A 16,656-nucleotide genomic window follows, 5' to 3' on the forward strand; every position below is an offset into this window, starting at 1 on the left:
TCGGATGCTGGCCGCGCTCACCTCTGCCGATGCCGTGACATGGCTTTCGATAAGCGTGAAGGCGTTCGCCTATGCGGCGACGCTGAGCGCCGTTGGAAGCGTGCTTGTGCTTGTGGCGTTGCGCGACCTGAGCGAAGGCGGGCGCTCTGCGCTGCGTTGGACGGCGGTTTTTTCGGCGCTCGCGGCTGGCCTCTTCACGGCGCTACGGTTGCCAGTGCGGGCCAGCTTCCTGATGGGCGGCACATGGGATGGCGCAACGGATCCGATGATCCTTGGCATGGTCGCGGACAGCCCGCTTGGAAACAGCGCTGTCCTGCGCCTTGTGGGACTTGCGCTGATACTCGCGGTGCTCTGGCGCGCGCGGGCGGGTCTCGCCCTTGCGCTCACAGGCGCGTGCATTGCATCGGCGTCCTTCGCTTTGCGCGGTCACGCACTCGGCGAACCCCAGTTGATCCTGGGTGCACTCATCACGATTCACATTCTCTGTCTTGCCTTCTGGGTTGGCGCCTTTGCACCGCTGGCGCGAGCGGCGCGGCGCGACCCGCCAGCGCGGGCCGGCGCCCTGGCCCATGAATTCGGGCGACGCGCGCTTTGGGCCGTGGGCCTCTTGGTGCTTGCGGGTGGCATCACACTCGCGCTGCTCGGCGCGGCAACCCCATCTGCCCTGACCAGCCCCTATGGCCAAGTCTTCGTGATCAAACTCATGCTTTTCGCCGGCCTTCTCTCGCTGGCGGCCGTCAACAAACTGAAGCTCACTCCCGCGCTGTTGGACGCTGCGCCAGGCGCGGGAACGCGTTTGCGCCGTTCCATCGGTGTTGAAGCGGGATTGGTTGCGGGCATTCTCGTCACAACTGCCGCGCTCACGACACTCTTCGCGCCGCCCGGCAATGCCGACAACGCCCAAGCCACTCTCTCTGCGCCCGTATCCGGACCAGTGCAACAGACGTTTGGAGACGCTTCATGACCCGCCTCACGCGCGGCCAATTCCACAAGTCTGTTCCGGGCGCCGTGGCTGCCACGACATTTCCCACGATTGCAGGAGCCAATACGGCGCCGGTTCTTCGCGCTCACAAGGGCAGCGCCCGGCTCGCGCCTGCCCGCACCGCACGCGCTGCTGCCGAACCCGGTCCCCGCTCTTGGACCACTGGAGATTGCCGCCCGCGCGGAACTGAAGATGGAGGGCGGCGCAATGGGTGATATGCGCGGCGCCATGATGGGTGGCCGCATGATGGGCATGCGGGACATGGCGGCAGCAGGCAAGGTCTGGGCCTTGCGGCATGGCGGACATGGGTGAGGCGCCATCGCCGGAGGCGGCTTTTGGTGACGCCGTGCGGATCGCCATGATCAACGACACTGCATGGCTGCACGGGATGCACCTGCATGGGCACCATTTCCGGCAGATCCGCGCGGACGGCACGGTTGGTCCGCTGCGCGACACCATTCTGATGAACCGCGGCGAGACGGTCGAGATTGCCTTCGCTGCGGACAACCCTCGGGACTGGCTGCTGCATTGCCACATGCTGGAGCATTCGGCCGGTGGAATGATGACCTGGCTGCGTGTTGCATGACGCAGGCCTCGGGCAAGAAAACCAAATAGGGAGAAAAGAACAGATGAACCGCAGACACTTCGTCCTTACTGGCATTGCATCGGGCTTGGCCGTGGCGACGCTCAGCCGCCCGGCACTTGCAAGCTTCGGTCAAATGGAGGTTTTCAAATCGCCCACCTGCGGCTGCTGCGCGGCTTGGGTCGACCACATGACGAGGGCGGGTTTTGAGGCCGTGGCGCGCGATGTTGATCAAGAAACACTGTGGACCATGAAGGACCGCGCTGGTGTCACTCCAGAGTTGAGTTCGTGCCATACAGCCTTCATCGACGGCTATTTCATCGAAGGCCATGTGCCGGCGAGCGATGTGCAGCGGTTGCTGTCCGAGCGCCCCGACGCACTCGGCCTCACCGTGCCCGGAATGCCCATTGGTTCGCCCGGTATGGAGATGGGCAACCAGCGCGACGCTTATGACACGCTCCTCGTATTGCGCGACGGGTCGACCGAGGTTTTTGAAAGCCACGCCTAGCGTCGACACACAGGGACGGCCGGTTCTGTGAAAAGACGTGGTGCCGATGCCGAAAGCAGCGGCATCAACAGCGGATCAGCGGTTTTGTGATCACGCTTTGCGCATTTGCTGCGGTGCAGGAAACATCTTGGCCAGTTTGCGGAGGTCGTGGGCGGTGGCGGCGATGAGGAATTCGTCATTTGTGCCGCATGGTCTGCGCAATCGCAGCCGTCCCGGACCGGGTATGCGTTCGAGATGCGCAAGGAACATCTCGATCTTCTTTCGGAAATTCATCGAGATGGCGTAACCGCAGGTCATGGCAGTGTCATGCGCGACCTGACATGCATTGTTCGTTTCTTCGCGGGTAATCTTGTGTGCTTCGGAATTTGGGCCGCACTTGCCTTTTGACAGTCAGCCCTGCTTCAAGGCGCGCTAGCGCGCCTTGGCTTGGCACGCTCCGCAGAATGGTCCAGCGACAGCAAGATGCCGGGTGTTCGAGGGCCATTCACCCGCTCCGCAGGCGCTTACCGGGACGGCAGACAGGCCAAATCGCGCACGAAGATAGCTGGGGGTCGGTCAATCATGATACCGCGAGATGCCACGGGGGATGTTGTCAGATCCCGCACTATCCCAAGCTTCCTCGGCTCGCCACGGCGGTCTATTCCAACAGCCAGATGGCGATGATAATCGCCCTTGCGTTCACGAAGCAAAAAAAACGGGTCGAACCAGAACGGCGCGGCGCGCTGCTCGTTTTGGCAACCGCTTTTGGGCGGTCCGTCAGCGATTTGGCTCTGCGTTTCCTTGCGGACGTCCCGCTGGCACTGATATTGGCTCGGCGCTTGCCTTGGTGATTATCGCTGCGCTGTGCGTATCTTCCGTGCGGCCGGGCAACGACATGCCTCGGCATGGTTTGTCATGCGCCACAGAAGGAGGCGCTCCCTTTGCCGCTGTCGCGTGGCGAACCCGTGGAAGTGGGACTGCGCGCGAGGCGCTGAGCGCTGCGCAGCCAGCCAGGCTCGATCCGATCGTCGGCAAAATTGTCAAAGAGGCCACTTGAGGCCCGCAGGCCATGATACCGTCGGCCCGTGAAACCTGCGCAGAGTGTGACACATCCACAGAGAAAAGCCCGACCGAAAGATGGCCGGGCTTGGACGGTTCGACAGCCTCCCGCGCAGGCGGGAGGGCCAACGCAGGATCAGCGCACGAATTTCTTGAATTTCACCCGTTTGGGTTCGACGGCGTCGGGTCCGAGGCGACGTTTCTTGTCTTCCTCGTAATCCTCGAAGTTGCCCTCGAACCACTCGACATGGGCTTCGCCCTCGAAGGCAAGGATATGCGTGCAGATCCGATCAAGGAAAAAGCGATCGTGCGAGATCACCACGGCGCATCCTGCAAAATCGACCAGCGCGTCTTCGAGCGCGCGCAACGTTTCCACATCGAGATCATTGGTCGGTTCGTCGAGCAGAATGACGTTGCCGCCAGATTTCAGAAGCCGCGCCATGTGAACACGGTTGCGTTCGCCGCCAGACAGCAAGCCAACCTTTTTCTGTTGATCGCCGCCCTTGAAGTTGAAAGCGGAGCAATATGCCCGTGAGTTCATTTCTGCATCGCCCAGCTTGATAAGCTCCGCGCCGCCGGAAATGGCTTCCCAGACCGTCGCATCGGGCTCGAGGTCGTCACGCGACTGATCCACATAGGCAAGGTCGACCGTATCGCCATATTCGACCGACCCGGCGTCGGGTTGCTCCTGTCCGGTGAGCATCTTGAACAGCGTCGACTTGCCCGCACCGTTGGGGCCAATGACGCCGACAATGCCACCCGGTGGGAGCGAAAAGCTCAGATCCTCGATCAGAAGCTTGTCGCCCATGGCCTTTTTGAGCCCTTCCACTTCGATCACCTTGGAGCCAAGCCGAGGCCCATTCGGAATGATGATCTGTGCGCGACTCAGCTTTTCGCGCTCGGACTGGTTGGCCAGTTCGTTGTAGGACGCAATGCGCGCCTTCGATTTGGCCTGACGTGCCTTGGCGCCCTGACGCATCCACTCCAGCTCGCGTTCGAGGGTCTTCTGCTTGGCCTTGTCCTCGCGGGCTTCCTGTTCGAGGCGTTTGGCTTTCTGTTCCAGCCAGCTCGAATAGTTGCCCTCGTAAGGAATGCCCCGCCCCCGGTCGAGTTCGAGGATCCAACCGGTGATGTCATCGAGGAAATACCGGTCGTGCGTGACCACAAGGATGGTGCCCTTGTATTCAATCAGGTGGTTCTGAAGCCATGCGATTGTCTCGGCGTCGAGGTGGTTGGTCGGTTCGTCGAGCAACAGCATCTCGGGCGCTTCGAGCAGAAGTTTGCACAGCGCCACGCGGCGGCGTTCCCCGCCCGACAGCGTCGTGACGGAGGCATCGTCAGGCGGGCAGCGCAGCGCTTCCATGGCAACGTCGATCTGGCTGTCGAGGTCCCAGAGGTTCTGGCTGTCAATCTCGTCCTGAAGCTGCGCCATCTCGTCGGCGGTCTCATCGGAGTAATTCATCGCCAGTTCGTTGAAGCGATCAAGCTTCGCTTTCTTTTCCGCGACGCCCAGCATCACGTTTTCGCGCACGGTCAGGTCTTCGTCGAGATGCGGCTCCTGTGGCAGGTAGCCAACGCGGGCGCCTTCCGCCGCCCAGGCCTCGCCGGAGAAATCCTTGTCGATGCCGGCCATGATCCGCATCAGCGTGGATTTACCCGCGCCGTTGACGCCCACAACGCCGATCTTGACCCCGGGCAGGAAACTCAGCCTGATGTTCTCAAAGCATTTCTTGCCGCCCGGATACGTCTTGGAAACGCCGTCCATGTGGTAGACATATTGATAGGCCGCCATTTGGTTGATCCTTCGCGCCAGTGGGATGTTTGCGGCAGAGATAACGAAGCCAGCCGGTCGGGGCAATGGCCGGACTGTTGCGTGACCGCTGCCGGGGCGCGCTGCAGAAAATGGGTTGAGACCATGGCGCTGCAATGCCAAGGCTGAGGCCTGGTGACGCGAGCAGGCAGACGGGCAAGGCGGTAGGGCAGTGATCGGCGACACGGTATTCGAAGGACGGTTGCAACGGTTGCGCGGGATGCGCGTCGGTTTGCTTGGTGGTTCGTTCGATCCGCCGCATGCAGCGCATGTCGCAATTTCCAAAGCGGCGCTGAAGCGCTTTCGGCTGGATCGCGTCGTCTGGCTCGTGAGCCCCGGCAACCCGCTGAAGGAGAACCCGCCCGCCGCGCTGGAGCGCCGGATCGCCGCCGCGCGGGCGCTGATCGACGATCCGCGGATCGGCGTTTCGGATATCGAAGCGCGGATAGGCACGCGATACACCGCCGAAACGCTGGCGCGTCTGCAAAAACGCTGGCCTGCGGTGCGATTCACCTGGCTGATGGGCGCTGACAACCTTGCGCAGTTTCACCGTTGGCAGGATTGGAAGCACATTGCCGACAGCGTCCCGATCGGGGTCCTGGCGCGCCCCGGGCAGCGTATTGCGGCACGGCTGGGGCCGGCCGCGCGGGTGCTGCGCGCCCATCGCTTGTCCTCGCGCGCAAGTATTCTCTTGGGGCAGGCCGAGGCGCCGGCCTGGTGCTTTGTGAACCTGCCAATGTCGGAGGCCAGTTCAACGGCAATCCGACAGGCAGGGCTGTGGACAGGCTCCACATCTGACGGCGCGCCGGTGGCCGAACAGCAGCGACAAACCTGACCCTTGCAGTCCCGCGCGCACCGGCATTGGATGTGCATGAAACCGACAAGGTTGTGAACGGATTGGTCCGCGATCCGTTTGCCCTGTCCCTTGGAATATCGTAAATTTCAACCACTATGACACAAGCAATTGGTAGACGAGTCTTTCTGAGCGGGGTTGCAGCATTGGCGCTGACGACCCCTGCGCTCGCGAATGCGCCGTTACGGTCCCTGAAGCCAGTCGGCCGGGGAGGCGAACGGCCCCTGCCGACACCGGAGTCGGCGGCCACGATCATCGACAAAGCACGGCTGGACGGACAGGTGGGCTGCGCGGTTGCACGCTCCGCGGACGGGGCGCTTCTGGAAAGCGTCGAGGGTGCGGAAGCGTTGCCGCCGGCCAGTTGCGCCAAGGCTCTCACGGCGGCCTATGCTTTGGATGCTCTGGGTGCCGACTACAGGTTCGAGACGCAGTTGATCACCACTGGCGTGATCTCCGAGCAAGGCGTGGTCAAGGGCGATCTTGTGCTTGCCGGGGGCGGGGATCCGACGCTCGATACAGACGGGCTGGCGACGCTGGCGCGTCAGCTCAAGGCGGCGGGTGTCACGGCGGTTGAAGGGCGCTTCCTCGTCTGGGGTGGCAGCTTGCCGTTTTCGCCGATGATCGACGCTGCACAGCCGGACCATGTAGGGTACAACCCCGCCATCTCCGGGCTTAACCTCAACTTCAATCGCGTGCATTTCGAATGGAAACGCAGCGGCAACGGCTATGCGGTCACGATGGACGCGCGCAGCGCAGCGCATCGCCCCAAGGTGCGCATGGCCCGCATGGCTGTCGAAGCGCGCTCTGTGCCTGTCTACACCTATGCCGATCGCGGCGGGCGCGACGACTGGACCGTTGCCCGCGGCGCGCTGGGCAATGGCGGCGCACGCTGGTTGCCGGTGCGCAAACCCGAGCTCTATGCTGGCGAGGTGTTCGAGGCGTTCGCGCGCAGCCAGGGGATCAGTCTCAAGGCCCCGGAGGTGTCTGACGTCGCGCCGGATGGTGTCGTGCTGACCCGGCTGGAAAGCGCACCGCTGGACGAAATCCTGCGCGACATGCTGAGATTCTCGACGAATCTCACGGCGGAAGTGGTGGGGCAGCAAGCGACGCGCGCGCGTTTGGGGCGCGCGCCAGAGAGCCTGAAAGCCTCAGCCGACGCGATGAATGACTGGGCGCGCACCAGCCTCGGTATGGACCGGCCAGCCCTTGTGGACCATTCCGGACTGGGCGACGCCAGCCGGATCAGCGCGCAAGACATGGTCACCGGGTTGCTCGCACTGAAGGACACCCCGCTGAAATCGCTGATGAAGCCGTTCCCGATGCGGGACAGCGAGCGCCGCATTATCGAGAACCATCCTCTCAGCGTCCAGGCCAAGACCGGAACGCTGAACTTCGTCTCCGGCCTCGCCGGCTTCGTGGATTTGCCAAATGGCGAAGAGCTGGTGTTTGCGGTGTTTTCAGCCAATTTCGATCGGCGCAATGCGTTGTCAAAAGCCCAACGGGAACGTCCGGATGGTGGGCGCACATGGAACCGCAGGGCCAAGGCCCTGCAACAGGCGCTTATCGAGCGTTGGGGTGCCGTTTACGTCGGCTAGACCATACGGCACCGCCGTCGGTCGGCCCGCAATCAGCAGTGAACGATGGCGCAGGATCTCTCCGCCATCGCGTCTTTGGGTGCTCGCCCGGACACTGCGTCAGTTGTGGATCACTACCTTCATGTTGCGGAGCCCGACCGCTTGGGTCATGCGGAAAAGCACCGCGGCATGTTCCGGCGCCAGACGCACGCAGCCCGCCGATGCCGGGCTTCCGAGACGGCTGACCTGATTGGTGCCATGGATGGCGTAATTGCCATTGAAGAAAATGGAGTATGGCATCGGTGCATTGTTGTAGAGGCTGGACTTGTGGTGGCGCGAAAGCCATTTGGCCTTCCACTGGCCGCGCGGCGTGTATTTGCCGGGGCGGGCGGTCGAGACGGGCCATTGATAGGCAACCTGGCCATTGGAAATCACCGTCATGGTTTGAGACGAGATATCGACCTTCGCGACGAGCGGTGCGGCGGCGCCAAGGATTGGCATGAGGCAAAGAACGATCACCCCAAACAGGGTGAGAAACAGGCGGTTCATAAGAAATCCTCCGAAAACGAGCAGACAACGATCAATTTTTCATGAGGCTGTGGCAGCCGCGAAAAGTTTACGACAGGTCAGCGTCCTGGCCAGTCGGAGATTCCTGACCTCGGTGCCCTTTTCATGACAATTTCTATCACTTTGAAACGTTTTGGGCCGCACCGTTATCGTTTGGGTGCGGCCGGGCCGCGTTTGCGGGCCTGTCAGGCCCGCAAATGGCGCGCCCGCGCGCCGCGCTCGATCGCTGCGGCGTGCAATCTGTCAAGATCCAGCTCATAGCGAATCTCTTCAAGCAGACGCAATTCCGTCTCCTGGAGGGTGCCATCCGCCGCGGCAACGTCGCAGGCCAGAGCATAAGCCGTCTCGTAGAGCCGTTCCGGAAGCCCCTCCCGCAGCAAGCCAAAGAGCGCATCAAGCCCGTCTTCCTGTTCGAGGAAGTCGAAAACGAGCCGGGCCATTTCCCGCACCCGGTCGGCATCATAATCGAGAAAGACCGGCAGATTGCTCACGGCCTGGTCGATTTTGACCAACTCTTCGGTCCGAACGGTCTCGTCGGAGGCCGAGACCGCGATCATCAGGGCCACGAGGCAGTCCTGGGGTGAAACGGAGAGGTTTGTTGCGGACATCGGGGCACTGCCTTTGCGGGTCATGATCCCATGCAATTTATTGACGCGGCACCGCCCCCGCAATAGGAAGCGCAGGTTCCGGCGTAAGAAGCGTGCCGGATCTCGATCAAATCAGGAGTCACACACCCATGTCCGACCTGCGCGACACCGCCATGACAGCGAAAGCCTGGCCTTTCGAAGAAGCGCGCCGGTTGCTCAAACGCTACGAGAAATCGCCGCCCGAAAAGGGGTATGTCCTTTTTGAAACGGGCTACGGGCCGTCGGGGCTTCCGCATATCGGCACTTTCGGAGAGGTGGCGCGGACCACCATGATCCGCCGTGCCTTCGAAGCGATTTCCGATATTCCGACGCGGCTGATTTGTTTCTCGGATGATCTCGACGGGATGCGCAAGGTGCCGGAAAACGTGCCGAACCCACGTGCGCTCGATGAGCATCTGCAAAAACCGTTGACCTCCGTGCCGGATCCTTTTGGCGAGTTTGAAAGCTTCGGGCACCACAACAACGCGATGTTGCGCCGGTTCCTCGACACTTTCGGCTTCGAGTATGAGTTCATTTCCGCCACCGAGTTTTACGGCTCCGGCCAGTTTGACGAGATCCTGCTGCGCGCGGCGGAGAAATACGATGACCTGATGAAGATCATGCTGAAGTCTCTGCGCGAGGAGCGACAGCAGACCTATTCGATCTTTCTGCCGATTCATCCCGAGACAGGGCGCGTGCTTTACGTGCCCATGAAGCATGTGGATGCGGCCCGGGGCGAGATCACGTTTGATGATGACGACGGGCGCGAATGGACGCTGCCCGTCACGGGCGGCAACGTGAAGCTCCAGTGGAAGCCCGATTTCGGGGCGCGCTGGGCCGCGCTTGGTGTCGATTTCGAGATGTATGGCAAGGATCACAGCACCAATACGCCGATCTATGACGGCATTTGCCGGACGCTTGGCGTGCGCCCGCCGGAGCATTTCACCTATGAGCTTTTCCTTGACGACCAAGGACAGAAGATCTCCAAGTCGAAGGGGAACGGTCTCTCGATTGACGAATGGCTGACCTATGCGGCCACCGAATCGTTGAGCTATTTCATGTTCCAGAAGCCGAAAACGGCCAAGCGGCTCTGGTGGGATGTGATCCCCAAGGCGGTGGATGAATACCATCAGCAATTGCGCGCCTACCCCGGTCAGGACCTCAAGGCACAGCTCAACAACCCGGTCTGGCACATCCATGCGGGCAACCCGCCGGAGTCGAAAATGGTTGTGCCGTTCTCGATGTTGCTCAACCTCGCCAGTGCAGCGGGGGCGGAAGATCGGGAAACGCTCTGGGGCTTCATTCGCCGCTACGCGCCTGAGGCCACGCCCGAAACCCATCCGGATCTTGATGCCGCGGCGGGGTTCGCGGTGCGCTACTACGAGGATTTCGTCAAACCGTCGAAGTCCTTCCGGGCACCGGATGACAAGGAGCGCGCGGCGCTTGAGGACTTGCGCGACCGCCTGCGCGCCTTTGATGGCACGGCGGATGACGAGACCCTGCAGTCGCTGGTCTTTGCGGTGGGCAAAGATCATGGGTTTGATCCGCTGCGCGACTGGTTCAAGGCGCTCTACGAGGTTCTTCTCGGACAGAGCCAAGGCCCCCGCTTTGGCGGGTTCATCGCGCTTTACGGCGTTGCGGACTCCGCGGATTTGATTGACAGCGGATTGGCGGGGTCGCTCGGCTGAGCAACCCCCGTTCCTTCTGTCCGGTTTGCGGGAGGTGCCGATGCGTCTTGGCATCTCCTCTTGCTTGTCGAAAGACCCTCTACAACCGTCTGATCCGCCGAGCGGGCCGTGATCCGAGCGACGGTCCATTGGAAGGCTTAAGCGGCGTCGGCGCCACGTGGTTGTGGTGCGTGCTCCTTGTCCGTCCATGGCTTTGGCTTGCGCAAGACGCGAGGTCCGGATTCACATGCGCGGGACGGCTGACACTGGCATGACGCCCCCAGACACCGACATAGCCCGCGTCGATGGCGTGGTGCATCCTGTTGAAGCATGGCGGAAAACCCGGCTTGACCGGGGCATTTTCACCCAAAGTGCTTCCCAAGGGCCACTTTTGCGTTACCCTTGTCGGACCGCAAGAGGAGACCAACGATGCGCAGAGCCCTGACTGGACTGATCCTTGCCGCCGTGATGGCCGCGCCGCTGAGCGCTCAGTCGACCGAGCAAAGTGCGGCGATTGAAACCGTTATCCAGCAACAGATCGACGCTTTTCTCCAGGATGACTTCACGACCGCTTTCGACTTCGCCAGCCCGTCGATCCAACGCATGTTCCGCACCCCCGAGACGTTTGCCGCCATGGTGATGCAGGGGTATCCGATGGTGTGGCGCCCGGCGTCGGTGAGCTTTGGCGAACTCTGGACCGCGGAAGGCGCTCTCTGGCAGCGGGTGATCGTCACGGACGATACCGGCCAAACGCATGAACTGGCTTACCGGATGGAGCAGACGGGCGACCGATGGACCATTTCGGCGGTGCAGATCATCGCGCGCCCTCAAGTGGCCGCCTGATCGCAGGCTCTGCGTCGCAAGCCGGTCATTCAGGGCGAAGATCGTCCGGTGTCAGGACAAACGCCTTGCCAAAGCCTCCATTGAGATGGGCGCTCTTCATGTCGAGCCTCAGAAACGCGAAATCCGCAAATCCGATGTAGAGCTTGGCCTTGGGCTGGCGCTTCAGGTAGTGGCGGCAAAGCGCGGCATGGTCGGACGCGCCATGCGGGATGAAGCGCGCTGTCCCCATCAGGCTGAGTCGTGGATGGGTCAGCGGGTCGCCTTTGGGGCCCGGCTCCCCGACCAACATCGAACAGGCCGGGTTGCGTTTGAGGGCCTGCGTGTGTTGCGACAGGTCTGACACCAGCGAGAGCGGCATCCCGTCAGGTCCGGCCACGCAGGCTATCCGCGTTACCAACGGCCCACCACTTGCCGGGTCGATCACCGCAAGAGATGCGAAGCGCGCTGTCTCGATCAGGGCCCGGCCGAGTGCGCGTGCGTCGTCATTGGTAGGGCGGATCGGAGAAACCATGAAACAGACGTTACTGCCTCCGTGTCTCACTGCAAGGGCGGACAAGACCGATACACCGCGTATCGGGCTCTTCGGACAAGGCCGTTTGCGATGGCGAGACCGGTTTTGCCGCGTTCAAAACTCCGCCCAGAGGCCGATCTTCAGGCCCATCTGAGTGTCACCGGTCACCCCCCAGACCCCTCCGGTCTCAAGCTTGAGCCGCTCGTTGAGCGGAAAAACGATCGACGGCGCAAACCGCGCAAATGGCGGATCGCTGGACGGGGCGCCCATCTGCATCTGAAGAATGAGTTTCCGGTCTCGATTCAGTCGGCGCCCGAGGGTCACATCCAGTTTCCAATCGGTTTCCTGCGTTTGAATGCCGAATTCCGCCACGCCGTCTGCCGAAAACCATCCCCTTTCATAGCCCCAGCCAAGCGAAAAGCCGGGCCGGATCACGGGGGCTTCGTCGATCGTGCCAAGTCCAATTTGCACGGCGGCTTTCAGGCCAGTGTCTTGGTTACGCAGCGGGTATTGCAGAAATGCGATCGTCTTGCCGCCGCCGGAGACCGAGCGCCCGAGATCCAGTCCAAGTGTCAAGCGGTCGCTCAAACCGTACTCGATATAGAGCGCGTTATATTGTTGCGTCGGCTCAGGCGACGTGGCCGTGGTCATGTCCTGTGGCCAGCCCAGCGTCACGCTGCCGGACAGAAACCAGGTCCCTTGTTCACGCGGCCATGCCCCGGCCCGTGCTGCGTCGGCACAGATCATTGCAAGCAGCAACATAGCGATGTGGTGCCGGAACTGCACTCGGCCTCCTTCCAGTCTTGCGACAAAGCCACGGACTCAGCCTTGCTTAAACTTGGTTAACGTGTGGTTAAGGCCTGCCGCTGATCCGGAGCGCCTCCCCACCCACCACGGGTGGCGTGCGCCCTTGCGGCGGGTGCTTGGGCATATCGCATCTGCGTGCCTGCCCTGCGGGAGCCACCGTATCGGGGTGTGGCCCGCAGAGACGGACGGCTCGGCGCGTGAGGGCTGCGACCATGGCGCGGCCCGGCAGCACTGGTCATTTCGTGCTGCGCATGCACAATGCGGGTTGGATAAGCGTGTCGCCGACACGCAAAACACGAGCGGAGCAGCATGCCGGGCCGGGTCATCACCATTGCGCAACAAAAGGGCGGGTCCGGAAAGACCACGCTGGCCGTGAATGTCGGGCTGGGGTTCCGCGCGCGCGGACTCCGCGTGGCGTTTGTCGATCTCGACCCGCAGGGCAGTCTGGGGCGTTGGTTCATGACGCGCATGGAACGCGACCCGGAGGCCTGCGAAGGCATGGAGTTCGCCACATCCTCTGCCTGGGGCATCTCTTACGAATGTCGCAAGCTGACCGAAAACGCGGATATCGTCATTGTGGACACGCCGCCCAAGGCCGACAGCGATCTGCGCCCGGCGCTGCGTGTGGCGGATCTCGTGCTGGTGCCGGTCGCCGTCAGTCACGTCGACCTGTGGGCCACCGAGTCGGTGCTTGATCTGGCGGAACGGGAAGGCAAGGCGGCGCTGGTGGTGCTCAACCGGACACGGACAGGCACCCGGCTCGGGGCCGAGATCGCACAGGCTGCCGAAGCGCTCGACGCACCGTTGGCGCGGGCGCGTCTGGCCAACCGGGTTGGCTATGCAGAGGCAATGGGCGGAGGGCGCGGCGCCGCCGAACTGGCACGGACGCCTGCCCGCGACGAGCTGTCGGCTCTTGTCGACGAGATCGCGCAGATGCTGGAAACCCCTTGAGCCCACCGCGAGCACGCCGCACGCGGGTGGTTTCGCTCCCGCCCGCCTTGCGCTAGGTCCAAGGCACCTCCCCAGACCTCAAGGGCCTGCGGCGTCTGCTTTGCTTGTGTCCACGAATGGGCGATAGGACGACATGCCAGGGCGACCTCGGGCACGGGGGCGCCACATCACGGAGTCAACGCCATGACCTTGCAGACCGATCCCGATGCGCTTCGCGCTCTCGTCCTCTCCGAGAAAGATCGTCCGCAGCCGATCTCGCGCCTCGGATATTTCTGTGCGCCTTTTCGCCCCAGATCCGGCCCGCTTTCTGACCGGGTGATCAAGATCTACCGCAGCCCGGGTGATGCGGAAACCTTGCAGCGACTGGTCAGCTGCCACGCGGACTACGTAGCCGCATTGATCGCGGCCGGCGTCGCGCTGCCTGACACGGAAATGCAGGTGGTCAACACGCCTGCAGGGCCGGTGCCGGTGATCGTGCAGGAGGCACTGCCTGAAACGAGCCTCATGCGACCGCTGATGAAATCAGAATCGCTTGAGCAAACGCTTGTCATGATGGAAGGCGCAGGCGCGGTGATCGCAACGTTCTGGACCGCCGTTCAAAACAGCGATACCCGGATCGGCTTCCACCCATCGATCCGAAACTTCGCTTGGCACGAGGAGAAAGCGGTGTTCTTCGATACGTTCCCCCCGCTCATCCACTACACCCGGGCAGAAATGGGCAGAATGCTGCTGACCTATTCCGAAAAGCGGCTGATGCGTCTTGTGGGGCCTTTGCTGCAAAACACGGTCACGGCGATCCAGGATGAATGGTACAGCCCGCCCGAAACGCTGGTCGGACTGGTCGGCTCGGCCTGTCGCCTGCGCCCGGATGACGCGGCTGCCTATCTCGACTGGGGCCGCGACTTCACGCGCCGCCGGATGCAGCCCTGGGCAGAAGAGGCTCTGGCCGGTCTCGATCGTCCGCCGCGGCTGCCGGGGTACTGGACCGGCTTTCGGAAGATTCTCGGTCTTCAGGGGGAACCAAATATCTGAGGCAGCAAGCCGACTGTTTCTTTGGGCATCAAATATCCCGGGGAGCGCGAGGGGCTGGCCCCTCGCTACCGACGAAGCCGCCCGGACACACGGTTCAGAAGAAGCTCTGCGGGTCGATGTCCAGAGCAAGCCGAAGATCGCCTTTGAGCCGCAGCCCGCCGACCCAATCCGAAAGCGCCGGTTGCAGCGCAACCCCTTTGGGAGCCTTGACCAGAAGCCTGACCCGATGCCGCCCGCGCACCCGGGCGATCGGCGCGGGAGCGGGGCCATAAACCTGTGCGCCAAGCGCTCGCAACGGTCGATCATGCCGCGCAAGATGCGTGCCAAGATCGAAGACCTGTGCCACGTCCGAACCCGACAGGATCACACCCGCCAGACGGCCGAACGGGGGCATCCCCGCGGCGCGACGCTCGTCCAGTTCCGCCGCCCAGAAGGCCTCCTCGTCGCCGCCGAGGATGGCGCGGATCACCGGGTGCTCCGGCTGGAAAGTCTGCAACAGCGCTTCTCCCGGCGCTTCGGCGCGTCCCGCCCGGCCGGCTACCTGCCGCATAAGCTGAAAGGTGCGCTCGGCGGCGCGCAGATCCGATCCCTGAAGCCCGAGATCCGCATCAATCACCCCGACAAGCGTCAAGTTGGGAAAATTGTGCCCCTTGGCCACAAGCTGTGTGCCAATGATGATATCGGCTCCGCCCCCGGCGATCGCCTCGATCTGGGCCTTGAGTTCGCGCGCGGTGCCATAGAGATCGGAGGAGAGCACCGCGACACGCGCTTCGGGGAAAAGATCGGCCACTTCTTCGGCCAGTCGCTCCACGCCGGGGCCGACCGGAGCCATCTTGCCGTCCACCTCACAGGACGGGCAGGCGGTGGGCACCGGTTTGCTTTCACCGCACTGATGACAGACCAGGCGCTTGAGGAACCGGTGCTCCACCATCCGTGCGTCACAATGATCGCACGCCACCTGCGCGCCGCAGGCCCGGCACAGCGTGACCGGTGCATAGCCGCGCCGGTTGAGAAACAGCAGCGCCTGTTCACCCGTCTCCATCCGTTTGCGGACGGCGCCTGCAAGGCTCGGGGAGATCCAGCGCGCGCCGGGCAGGTCCTCGGCGCGCATGTCGATGGCGCCCATACGCGGCAACACGGCCGGGCCAAAGCGCGAGGTCAGCGTGAGTTTGTCATATTTGCCCGCTTGCGCGTTGGCCCAGCTTTCCAGTGAGGGCGTGGCCGAGGCCAGCACGACCTGCGCATCCGACAGCGACGCGCGCAGCACCGCCATGTCGCGCGCATTGTAGAGGACGCCGTCTTCCTGCTTGTAGGACGTGTCATGCTCCTCGTCGACGACGATCAGTCCGAGGCGCTGGAAGGGCAGGAAAAGCGCGGAGCGCGCGCCGATCACCATCTGCGCGTGCCCTTCGGCCACCATGCGCCAGACGCGGCGTCGTTCTGTCATGGTCACACCGGAATGCCATTCCGCGGGGCGCGCCCCGAAACGGGCCTCTACCCGCGCGAGAAACTCCGACGTGAGGGCGATTTCCGGCAACAGAACAAGGGCCTGCCGGTTTTGGCGCAACGCCTCGGCGACGGCTTCGAGATAGACTTCGGTCTTGCCCGAACCGGTGACACCCCGCAGCAAGACCGTCTGATAGGCGCCGGAGCACTGCCCCGCGCGCAGCCGCTCTGCCGCGGTTTCCTGATCTTGGGTCAGGGGTTTCTGCCCGAACTCCGGGTCGAGCCGCGGGAAGGGAGTGTCGCGGGGGCTGTCTTCTTCGACGATGGCGCCGGACGCGACGAGCCCCTTGACCACCGAACTGGTCACGCCCGCGGTTTCGGCCAGTTCCTTGAGGGTGAGGGCCAGCCCGCCCATCTCCTCGGCGGCGGCGATCACGCGGGCGCGCGCATCGGTCATGCGTGGCGGTGTGCCGTCCCCGCGGCGGTAGACCCGGCGCATAGAGGGTGGATCGCCGAGGCCCGGGGCACGCGTCGCCAAGCGCAACATGGCGGGCAGAGGTGTCAAAGTATACTGGCCGGCTCGGACAAGGAACTGGCGCATTTCTTCTGTCATCGGGGGCGCGTCGAGCACGCGGAAGGCGGCACGCACCTTCGACAGATCCCAATCTCCGCGGCCCGGCCCCCAGACCACCCCCAGAACCTTGCGGGGTCCAAGCGGCACCTCGACAAAATCCCCAAGACGGCACCCCGTTTCAGGCGCACGGTAATCGAGCACCCGGTCCAGCGGTTGCGTTGTCACCACGCCGATCAAGCTGCCGTGTTCAAAATACTCGCTCATGTCGTGCGCCCGTAGCGCTT

15 protein-coding genes and 1 pseudogene are annotated in these 16,656 nt (G+C 63.0%); 9 read left to right on the top strand and 7 right to left on the bottom strand.

What is annotated here, in order from left to right; translation table 11 throughout:
* The first annotated feature begins 4 nt into the window (after positions 1–4).
* The 3 genes from J1C49_RS09375 to J1C49_RS09385 all read left to right on the top strand — a co-directional run bounded on the left by J1C49_RS09375 (position 5) and on the right by J1C49_RS09385 (position 2,073).
* Positions 5–964 (top strand): copper resistance D family protein, encoded by a 960-nt coding sequence (locus J1C49_RS09375; protein WP_227445560.1) that lies wholly within the window; start codon positions 5–7, stop codon positions 962–964.
* 322 nt (positions 965–1,286) lie between these two features.
* Complete coding sequence (locus tag J1C49_RS09380; protein WP_227445561.1) at positions 1,287–1,568, top strand: multicopper oxidase domain-containing protein; 282 nt, start codon at positions 1,287–1,289, stop codon at positions 1,566–1,568.
* A 43-nt stretch (positions 1,569–1,611) separates the two neighbouring features.
* The gene (locus tag J1C49_RS09385) at positions 1,612–2,073 is read left to right on the top strand and encodes a DUF411 domain-containing protein (protein WP_227445636.1); all 462 of its coding nucleotides are present in this window, start codon (positions 1,612–1,614) and stop codon (positions 2,071–2,073) included.
* A 90-nt stretch (positions 2,074–2,163) separates the two neighbouring features.
* Here J1C49_RS09385 and J1C49_RS09390 read toward each other — a convergent pair.
* Positions 2,164–2,460 (bottom strand): annotated as a pseudogene (locus J1C49_RS09390) (IS5/IS1182 family transposase); the annotation flags it as partial.
* A gap of 787 nt (positions 2,461–3,247) precedes the next feature.
* Positions 3,248–4,903 (bottom strand): energy-dependent translational throttle protein EttA, encoded by a 1,656-nt coding sequence (gene ettA, locus J1C49_RS09395; RefSeq protein WP_227445562.1) that lies wholly within the window; start codon positions 4,901–4,903, stop codon positions 3,248–3,250.
* Positions 4,904–5,141: 238 nt separating this feature from the next.
* Here ettA and J1C49_RS09400 point away from each other — a divergent pair, with 238 nt between their 5' ends.
* Together J1C49_RS09400 and dacB are read left to right on the top strand one after the other, a co-directional pair.
* Complete coding sequence (locus tag J1C49_RS09400; protein WP_227445637.1) at positions 5,142–5,756, top strand: nicotinate-nucleotide adenylyltransferase; 615 nt, start codon at positions 5,142–5,144, stop codon at positions 5,754–5,756.
* Positions 5,757–5,872: 116 nt separating this feature from the next.
* The gene (gene dacB / locus J1C49_RS09405) at positions 5,873–7,369 is read left to right on the top strand and encodes a D-alanyl-D-alanine carboxypeptidase/D-alanyl-D-alanine-endopeptidase (RefSeq protein ID WP_227445563.1); all 1,497 of its coding nucleotides are present in this window, start codon (positions 5,873–5,875) and stop codon (positions 7,367–7,369) included.
* 99 nt (positions 7,370–7,468) lie between these two features.
* On the opposite strand, the gene J1C49_RS09410 is transcribed toward dacB, so the two are convergent.
* Together J1C49_RS09410 and J1C49_RS09415 are read right to left on the bottom strand one after the other, a co-directional pair.
* Positions 7,469–7,897 carry a L,D-transpeptidase gene (locus tag J1C49_RS09410; RefSeq protein WP_227445564.1) on the bottom strand — a complete coding sequence of 143 codons (429 nt, stop codon included), beginning with the start codon at positions 7,895–7,897 and terminating at the stop codon, positions 7,469–7,471.
* Positions 7,898–8,100: 203 nt separating this feature from the next.
* Complete coding sequence (locus J1C49_RS09415; RefSeq protein WP_370639391.1) at positions 8,101–8,472, bottom strand: tellurite resistance TerB family protein; 372 nt, start codon at positions 8,470–8,472, stop codon at positions 8,101–8,103.
* Positions 8,473–8,651: 179 nt separating this feature from the next.
* On the opposite strand from J1C49_RS09415, the gene J1C49_RS09420 reads away from it, so the two are divergent.
* A complete protein-coding gene (locus J1C49_RS09420; RefSeq protein WP_227445566.1) occupies positions 8,652–10,229 on the top strand; it encodes a lysine--tRNA ligase in 1,578 nt (525 codons plus the stop codon).
* A 408-nt stretch (positions 10,230–10,637) separates the two neighbouring features.
* A complete protein-coding gene (locus J1C49_RS09425) occupies positions 10,638–11,051 on the top strand; it encodes a DUF4864 domain-containing protein (RefSeq protein WP_227445567.1) in 414 nt (137 codons plus the stop codon).
* A gap of 25 nt (positions 11,052–11,076) precedes the next feature.
* On the opposite strand, the gene J1C49_RS09430 is transcribed toward J1C49_RS09425, so the two are convergent.
* Together J1C49_RS09430 and J1C49_RS09435 are read right to left on the bottom strand one after the other, a co-directional pair.
* Entirely contained in the window at positions 11,077–11,562 is a 486-nt protein-coding gene (locus J1C49_RS09430; protein ID WP_227445568.1) for a HugZ family protein, read from the bottom strand.
* A gap of 114 nt (positions 11,563–11,676) precedes the next feature.
* Positions 11,677–12,348 carry a hypothetical protein gene (locus tag J1C49_RS09435; protein ID WP_227445569.1) on the bottom strand — a complete coding sequence of 224 codons (672 nt, stop codon included), beginning with the start codon at positions 12,346–12,348 and terminating at the stop codon, positions 11,677–11,679.
* A 330-nt stretch (positions 12,349–12,678) separates the two neighbouring features.
* Between J1C49_RS09435 and parA the strand changes: the two genes are divergently transcribed.
* A complete protein-coding gene (gene parA, locus J1C49_RS09440) occupies positions 12,679–13,320 on the top strand; it encodes a ParA family partition ATPase (protein WP_227445570.1) in 642 nt (213 codons plus the stop codon).
* 183 nt (positions 13,321–13,503) lie between these two features.
* Positions 13,504–14,352, top strand: coding sequence for a DUF6206 family protein (locus J1C49_RS09445; protein ID WP_227445571.1), 849 nt, complete (start codon positions 13,504–13,506; stop codon positions 14,350–14,352).
* 94 nt (positions 14,353–14,446) lie between these two features.
* Here J1C49_RS09445 and J1C49_RS09450 read toward each other — a convergent pair whose 3' ends face one another.
* Entirely contained in the window at positions 14,447–16,636 is a 2,190-nt protein-coding gene (locus J1C49_RS09450) for a primosomal protein N' (RefSeq protein ID WP_227445572.1), read from the bottom strand.
* Positions 16,637–16,656: the final 20 nt, after the last annotated feature.

Origin of the sequence: Cognatishimia sp. F0-27 (assembly GCF_020667845.1) — a bacterium.
Classification (GTDB): domain Bacteria; phylum Pseudomonadota; class Alphaproteobacteria; order Rhodobacterales; family Rhodobacteraceae; genus JAFMPQ01.

Coding starts and splice junctions, on each gene's coding strand:
- J1C49_RS09375 (WP_227445560.1), top strand. CDS start 5: ATGCTGGCCGCGCTCACCTCTGCCGATGCCGTGACATGGCTTTCGATA.
- J1C49_RS09380 (WP_227445561.1), top strand. CDS start 1,287: ATGGGTGAGGCGCCATCGCCGGAGGCGGCTTTTGGTGACGCCGTGCGG.
- J1C49_RS09385 (WP_227445636.1), top strand. CDS start 1,612: ATGAACCGCAGACACTTCGTCCTTACTGGCATTGCATCGGGCTTGGCC.
- ettA (WP_227445562.1), bottom strand. CDS start 4,903: ATGGCGGCCTATCAATATGTCTACCACATGGACGGCGTTTCCAAGACG.
- J1C49_RS09400 (WP_227445637.1), top strand. CDS start 5,142: ATGCGCGTCGGTTTGCTTGGTGGTTCGTTCGATCCGCCGCATGCAGCG.
- dacB (WP_227445563.1), top strand. CDS start 5,873: ATGACACAAGCAATTGGTAGACGAGTCTTTCTGAGCGGGGTTGCAGCA.
- J1C49_RS09410 (WP_227445564.1), bottom strand. CDS start 7,897: ATGAACCGCCTGTTTCTCACCCTGTTTGGGGTGATCGTTCTTTGCCTC.
- J1C49_RS09415 (WP_370639391.1), bottom strand. CDS start 8,472: ATGATCGCGGTCTCGGCCTCCGACGAGACCGTTCGGACCGAAGAGTTG.
- J1C49_RS09420 (WP_227445566.1), top strand. CDS start 8,652: ATGTCCGACCTGCGCGACACCGCCATGACAGCGAAAGCCTGGCCTTTC.
- J1C49_RS09425 (WP_227445567.1), top strand. CDS start 10,638: ATGCGCAGAGCCCTGACTGGACTGATCCTTGCCGCCGTGATGGCCGCG.
- J1C49_RS09430 (WP_227445568.1), bottom strand. CDS start 11,562: ATGGTTTCTCCGATCCGCCCTACCAATGACGACGCACGCGCACTCGGC.
- parA (WP_227445570.1), top strand. CDS start 12,679: ATGCCGGGCCGGGTCATCACCATTGCGCAACAAAAGGGCGGGTCCGGA.
- J1C49_RS09445 (WP_227445571.1), top strand. CDS start 13,504: ATGACCTTGCAGACCGATCCCGATGCGCTTCGCGCTCTCGTCCTCTCC.
- J1C49_RS09450 (WP_227445572.1), bottom strand. CDS start 16,636: ATGAGCGAGTATTTTGAACACGGCAGCTTGATCGGCGTGGTGACAACG.